The 6,388-nt window shown below is 49.9% G+C and carries 8 protein-coding genes; all 8 read right to left on the reverse strand.

The annotated features are described in order from the left end of the window. Positions 1 to 158: 158 nt before the first annotated feature. The 8 genes from L0156_13975 to L0156_14010 all read right to left on the reverse strand — a co-directional run bounded on the left by L0156_13975 (position 159) and on the right by L0156_14010 (position 6,068). Positions 159 to 509 (reverse strand): hypothetical protein, encoded by a 351-nt coding sequence (locus L0156_13975; protein MCI0604104.1) that lies wholly within the window; start codon positions 507 to 509, stop codon positions 159 to 161. Between the two features lie 47 nt (positions 510 to 556). Next, positions 557 to 955, reverse strand: a complete 399-nt coding sequence (locus L0156_13980) for a hypothetical protein (GenBank protein ID MCI0604105.1) — start codon at positions 953 to 955, stop codon at positions 557 to 559. A gap of 16 nt (positions 956 to 971) precedes the next feature. Further along, on the reverse strand, positions 972 to 1,613 hold the full coding sequence (locus L0156_13985; protein MCI0604106.1) for a bifunctional precorrin-2 dehydrogenase/sirohydrochlorin ferrochelatase: 642 nt from the start codon (positions 1,611 to 1,613) through the stop codon (positions 972 to 974). Continuing rightward, the gene (gene cobA / locus L0156_13990) at positions 1,610 to 2,383 is read right to left on the reverse strand and encodes a uroporphyrinogen-III C-methyltransferase (GenBank protein ID MCI0604107.1); all 774 of its coding nucleotides are present in this window, start codon (positions 2,381 to 2,383) and stop codon (positions 1,610 to 1,612) included. Before cobA ends, L0156_13985 begins: the two co-directional genes overlap by 4 nt. Further along, a complete protein-coding gene (locus tag L0156_13995; GenBank protein MCI0604108.1) occupies positions 2,380 to 2,838 on the reverse strand; it encodes a hypothetical protein in 459 nt (152 codons plus the stop codon). Before L0156_13995 ends, cobA begins: the two co-directional genes overlap by 4 nt. Further along, positions 2,838 to 3,632 (reverse strand): phosphoadenylyl-sulfate reductase, encoded by a 795-nt coding sequence (locus L0156_14000; protein ID MCI0604109.1) that lies wholly within the window; start codon positions 3,630 to 3,632, stop codon positions 2,838 to 2,840. Before L0156_14000 ends, L0156_13995 begins: the two co-directional genes overlap by 1 nt. A gap of 4 nt (positions 3,633 to 3,636) precedes the next feature. Beyond that, positions 3,637 to 5,241 (reverse strand): nitrite/sulfite reductase, encoded by a 1,605-nt coding sequence (locus tag L0156_14005; protein MCI0604110.1) that lies wholly within the window; start codon positions 5,239 to 5,241, stop codon positions 3,637 to 3,639. 362 nt (positions 5,242 to 5,603) lie between these two features. Beyond that, positions 5,604 to 6,068 (reverse strand): hypothetical protein, encoded by a 465-nt coding sequence (locus L0156_14010; protein ID MCI0604111.1) that lies wholly within the window; start codon positions 6,066 to 6,068, stop codon positions 5,604 to 5,606. Positions 6,069 to 6,388: the final 320 nt, after the last annotated feature.

The following is a 6,388-nucleotide window of genomic DNA, read 5'->3' on the forward strand; positions in this document are numbered from 1 at the left end:
AACAGTTTCTGACTGTGGAGAAGAGCTCACAATGAGGGAAACACCCCGATTTTGAAGGAAAAGTCCCTCAAACTGAACCGCCAAGACGCAAAGAACGCCAAGAAATACTTCAATCATTTTCTCTTGGCGACTTGGCGTCTTGGCGTCTTGGCGGTTTATTAAATGTTTTTATAGATCAACGCGAGCAGTAGAGCAGTTATGATTGCGCAGAACAAGCAGCCCGCAAGATCACGCAGGAAATTTGGTGTTTTAAAATGGCGAGTGATTCTAATTCCCGCATATGCCGCCAGACAAACAAGCAGGAAGGGAATCATCTGCAAAACCAGTGGTCCGGTGCACCAGGGACAATTTGGCGGTAATGGATTATGAATGTTGCAGTGAGTCAATCCACCGGACCACAAGAAGCTGCAACCGCATCCGAACATCAATCCACAAAAAGGCAAAAAAAAGATGGATACAAAAGCAAGACTAACGATTTCCGTTTTGAATCTTTGTAAGACTTTGACCATTCATACCATGATACGATGATTTCGAAAGATCCGATGGAGCACGGGCATTATTTTGCGAGCTCGCGACTTCTATCGTCCGAGTGGCATGCCGGGCGCGCACCTCGAGCGCAATCTCTGGTCCAGTTCGGATGACGGTATCCTGCCCGGACTCGCCGGATCGTTGCGAAGGTATGAGTTTGGAATGGTTTTGAGCTGAGGCTTGGCTTCACCCTGCACAATGATTTCTTGACCTTCCCCTGGCGGTCCTGTAAAAGCAGAGGAACTCTGTTCGGATGAGACAGGAAGCCGAGATACTGGAGCATGTGCGGAACATTCAAAAAGACCGGAGCAACCCATGTAAACATCATGGAGTTATCTCTGCTGATCAGCGGCTCAGCTTTGCTGATCAAATCTTCGGCGGTTGTATTTCCGATATGTGATTGCAGGGTCCATGATAATGGATACACTAACTGATGCTCAGAACTAGCTGCGAAGAAAAGATTGAAGGATTTCTGCTGTTTTTTGCTCCGCTTCTTCGGTTCGGCCAGACCGCAACAGTTCCAGGATGTCTGATTCAACCATGCGATGAAACACCTCGGCTCGATTTTGCTGCCCAGGTAACTTTTCCATTACGAAAGCTCGCCATCGATTCATCAAATCGGCCAGCTGCCCATATTCCGGGCCAATCTGACTCTGAATCTCGCGCCTCATTCGCTGAGCTAGAGCCGGGCTGCTTCCTCCTGTTGAGACAGCAATCAATACATTCCCGCGTTCGACAATAGCCGGCGCAAGAAACGAACAGAGCGGAGTTTGATCCACGACATTACAAAACACGCGGCGGTCTTCTGCAATATGTGCGATGCGTTGATTCACTGGTTTATCATCGGTTGCGACAATCACCAACCAGACATCATCGAGATCTCTTCCCTCGAACTCCGCCTGACGATAGCGAATCGCATGCTTCAGCACCATCCGTTTCAGGGCAGTTGTTAAAGTTGGACTGACCACATTTACCCTTGCTCCCGCTTCGAGCAACTGCGCCACTTTGCGCTGCGCAATCTCTCCGCCACCCACAACCAGGACTTGACGGTCCCGCAAGTCTAAAAACGCCGGGTAGTACTTCATACGCTTTTATATATGGAGGCAAAGGCAGAAAGCCGGTGGCTTAGGGAAACCACCTCCCCGATTACAATCAGCGCCGGCTTTTTGATAGGAACATCTGCTACCGTCTCAAGAATGGAGTCTAGCGTGGCAACCCGAAGGCTCTGATCGCGGAGTGTGCCCGACTCGATCACCGCAACGGCCGTAGACGGTGATCGCCCGCCTTGAATCAGCCCAGCAACAATACGCGAGAGATTTTCGACGCCCATATAAACAACAATCGTATCAACCGCCGTGGCGATCCTATTCCACGCCACCGATGAATAACGGCTAGCGCATTCATGGCCGGTAACGAAAGCGACGCTCGAAGCGCAGCTGCGATGCGTCAAAGGGATACCGGCGTAAGCCGGGACAGCATGACCGGCTGAGATTCCCGGCACAACTTCCCATGGGATCCCTGCTTCAGAAAGTGCCACTGCTTCCTCACCACCGCGACCGAAGAGGAATGGATCACCTCCTTTCAATCGAACAACGATCTTTCCCTTTTCCGCGCGCTCGATCATCAGTTGATCCACTTCCGTTTGAGTGAGCCGGCTGCGATCATGCGCGAGACCGATAAAGACTCGCTCCGCATCCGATGAAACATAACGTAACAACTCAGTATTGACCAGTGCATCGTAGATCACCGCATCACATCGTTTGAGCACCTCACAGCCTTTAAGTGTTAGCAGCCCAGGATCACCCGGTCCTGCTCCGACCAGATAGACTTTTCCGCGAGGTTTTGTCGCAATCATAATTCAACAGATAGTTGGTGAATGGAAACGCCATGCCAATCGATGTCCAGAGTGAGCCGGCATTGATCGGTGGTCAGTTCCAGAACGTAAAAACCCGGCACACGAAGCGAAAAAGACAGACTCAAAACCTTCTGATCTTTCAATGCATCGAGTGATTGGTTGAGCTGCTTTAAATGGTCTCGGACTTCGGCGCCCCTTGCTGTACGAAAGTAGAGTCTCAGCAATTGCTGCTCTCCATGCGGTCCATAAGCATCGCGAATCTTGCGTGTCGACAACAGGATTTCCAGGATGTGCTCCAGAGCGGGGATCAATTCCTCAGAGACAGCCAGTTCTTCAAGTCCCTTGAGAAGTTTCCCGTAATTCCCGTATGACTGAGATTCCGCTGACAGGGGGATCATCAATTTTTCGATCTCGCGATCCAGGATCTCTTTATCTTCAGCACTGATATCCAGCATCAATGTTTTTCCTCTTTCTTCAACAAGGACTCTAATTCATGCTCAAATCCGCCCGTCTCAATACTGCAATGCATACCGCATTCTTTGGGCCCATCTTTCTCCCACCACCATCGGCCCGCGCGGGGGTCTTCTCCCGGTTGAACAGCTCGAGTGCAAGGAGCGCAGCCGATGCTCAAGTATCCTTTTTTATAAAGCGGATGTTGCGGCACATCGTATTTCTCGATGTAATCCCGCAGTTCATCCTCCGTCCAATCGGCCAGAGGATTCAGTTTCACGATCGCACCATGATCGTGATCCAACTCGATTTTGCGAATGTTCACGCGCGAAGCCCATTGTTCGCGACGCAGTCCGGTAATCCAGGCATTCAATCCGCTTAGGGCTTTAACCAACGGGCGCACTTTACGAATCTGACAACAAATCAGCCGTGACGTCACATCTTTGTGGAACAGGTTGACTCCACGGTTGGTGACCATGTGTTCGACTTCTTCCGCGTCAGGAAATTGAACTTCGATTCTAATACTGTAACGGCTACGCACCTGATCCATGAAGGCATAGGTTTCTTCGTGCATCCTTCCCGTGTCAACCGTGATCACGCGAATGTACGGATTGATTCGTGTGGCCATGTCTAAGATGACCATGCCTTCAGCTTGAAAACTCGTCACGATCGCCATCTTGGATCCAAATTGTGTGATCCCCCAGCGGATAACATCCTCCGGTGATTGATCATCATAGAAGACCGATAACTCGCCGACTTGCAGCTCATCCAACATTACTGGTTCTGTTTGTAGTGTCATGTTCTCATCCTGCAATAATGGTTTGCAGCTCATCATCGTTATGATTTATGCAAAACTGCTGAAAGCTCAGTGACACGCCGCGACTATCGACCTCCGCTTTGTAAGCGCGCACCAACCGCTCTACTGCGTACTTGAGCTGGTCAGCCGGTACGCGCCGGCCTAAAGGTTTGCCGATCACCGCAAGTTCTCCACCCACTCCTCGCCCTCCGCGGAGAATAATGTCGTAGGCTTCAACCTTTTCGCCACCGGTCGTACGTCCCGTAGTGCCCATTAAACCGATATCCCCGATCCAATGGTGTCCACAAGCGTGCGGACATCCATCAAGAAAGATTCGCAACTGACGTGTTGAAGTGCCGAAGACTTGTTCCAGATGCGTGATCACCTCCACCAGACGGGACTTCGTTTCCGTCACCGCGAAGTTGCAGAACGGTTGACCGGTGCAGGCGATGCTGGGACCGCGTAATCCGGATTCCGAACGGATGCCGATCGATTCCATCTGCTTTATCACCCGATCGATACGCGTTTGTTGAATGTGTGTCAGGATGAGATTTTGCTGCTGTGTAAGCCGAATGTCTCCGCCTTCCTGATTTGTAAGAGCGGCAACCTGAATCATTTGCTCGCCGCTGAAGCGTCCGGACAGAACGGGAAAACCAATGTAATAGAGATTCTCTTGTTGTTGCTGATTGACGCCGAGATGATTCGTTTCTTCAGCAGGCATCGGGTCTTCAGCAAGGTACTTCAATGGGTGTTCTAATCGCTGTTCGACACGCCGGCGAAATTCTACAACCCCAAGATCGTCGATCATGAATTTCAATCGCGCTTTTATGAACGACCGGCGATAAGTTAGATCGTTTTGCCACACGTCCAAAATCGCGCGCACAACGGACAACACTTCTTCCGGATCCACGAAAGCGCCCAGTGACTTCGACAGACGCGGGACCGTTGACAATCCACCACCTACCCGTACGGCAAATCCGAATTCTCCTTCCTGCTTCACGCCGGTGTATGCCTGACAATGAATCTCCGGTAAATTGCATTGGGCCGGACAAGCCGCAACGGTGATCTTGTGCTTGCGAGGTAGATCCGAATATTCACGGTTCCCATCTAAGAATTGAGCTAATTGCCGAATGACGGGACGCACATCAAACAACTCGCGCCGGTCGATGCCGGCAACAGGACATCCCGTTATATTGCGGACCACATCACCGCATCCGCCTGTTGTGCCGAGGTCCGCTTCCTTTAACGTTTGAAAGACAGCAGGAAGATGCTCCAACCGAATGGAGTGCAGTTGAATATCTTGACGGGTGGTGATCTCACCATAACCTTTGCCGTACCGTTGCGAAAGCAAGCCAATCGTTCGGAGTTTGTGGGGAGTCAGAATTCCGTTGGGAATCTTGATTCGCATCATGAATTCACCAACTTTCGGTTTGTCGTGATAGAGACCGTACCACTGCAAGCGGACAATATCATCCTCCGAGATGACCTCGTAGCCCCGTTGAATCAGGCCGGGTAACTCGTTCATAACGTCGAGCGGCATTTTTTCTTTTTTCAGCCGCTCGCGCGAATTCTTCTTCAGTACTTGTTCCAGAGTCAGGTTGTTGTCTGTCATTGCATTACAAATTTGAGCGCAAAAATAAAAAACCCGCTGCCTCCTCCAAGGGAGGGCAGCGGGTTTAAAGTTTTATAATTCTCTAAGGAATACTAAATCGGCGGCAGCGCCACCAAACCGATTTCAAAACCCGCGTCCCTGCCCAGCAGACAGGGACAGCTACAGCAGCAACGGAGAGTTCTGAAATCGTACATATTCATTTCATTAACACAATCTCCAGCCTAAGTAAATCATGCTGAATTGTCAAGCGACCACAGCAACAAGATTTTTTTAACAGAAGCTCGCTAAGATAGCGAAGAATTTGGATCTTTGCGTTCTTTTCTATCTTCTGTAAAAATTCCGGACTTCCTTGCGGGACTCGTCTATTTTCTGTTTCTGTGGATTTCACCGCAAGCTTGAAGAGAACCATCCGAAGCTAGACGGATCGAAATGGTCCCGATATCGGTAAGAGGCGTATAAGTGTCTCCTGCGAGCTGAGCAAAGATGCTTCCAGTTCCATCGCTATTTACCGTCCAAAAACCAACGAACATTTGGGCCGCGGTCAGACCATCAGTAGGTTCGCATGCAACCGGACCACCGGGAACTGAGCCACGATCGTAACGAAGAGAAATGTAGCTGGCAGCCGGATCAAGCCCGGTCGCGGTACCGCTGATAATAAGACCGGTAGAGGAATTCCCTGTATCGAGGAACAATATTTCCCCACGAATTCCTGATTGATTAATGGGGTGTTGTTCTGAGCTTCCTGTTCTTGGTTCGGCAAACGCCCATAACGGCACTAAAATAAGAATCAGCGTCACCAAGCAATTCACGTTTCGTCTATTCGCCATATTTCCTCCTATGCTAGGTGAGAAATATAAGTGGAACGGATGCTCAAGGTGTTATGTAAAAGTAAAATGTTGTCCTCTTCCTTCCGCCTCAAGTTTTTTCAGGACGCGATAGTGAAACGGTTTCGCCAACCAACGTCAACTCCCAACTTGTTTCTGAAACCGCAAGGTTTTAATTGAGAAAAGCGGGCCATTCGTGCCCGTCTCTTTTGCTACTTTAAATACAAGATATTCGTGGCTCTTATTCCCTAAGGAATGCGAGAAGGTCTTCGTTGATCACGTTCTTGTTAATTGTGAACATCCCGTGAGAAAATCCCGGATAA

This window comes from bacterium, assembly GCA_022616075.1.
GTDB lineage: Bacteria > Acidobacteriota > HRBIN11 > JAKEFK01 > JAKEFK01 > JAKEFK01.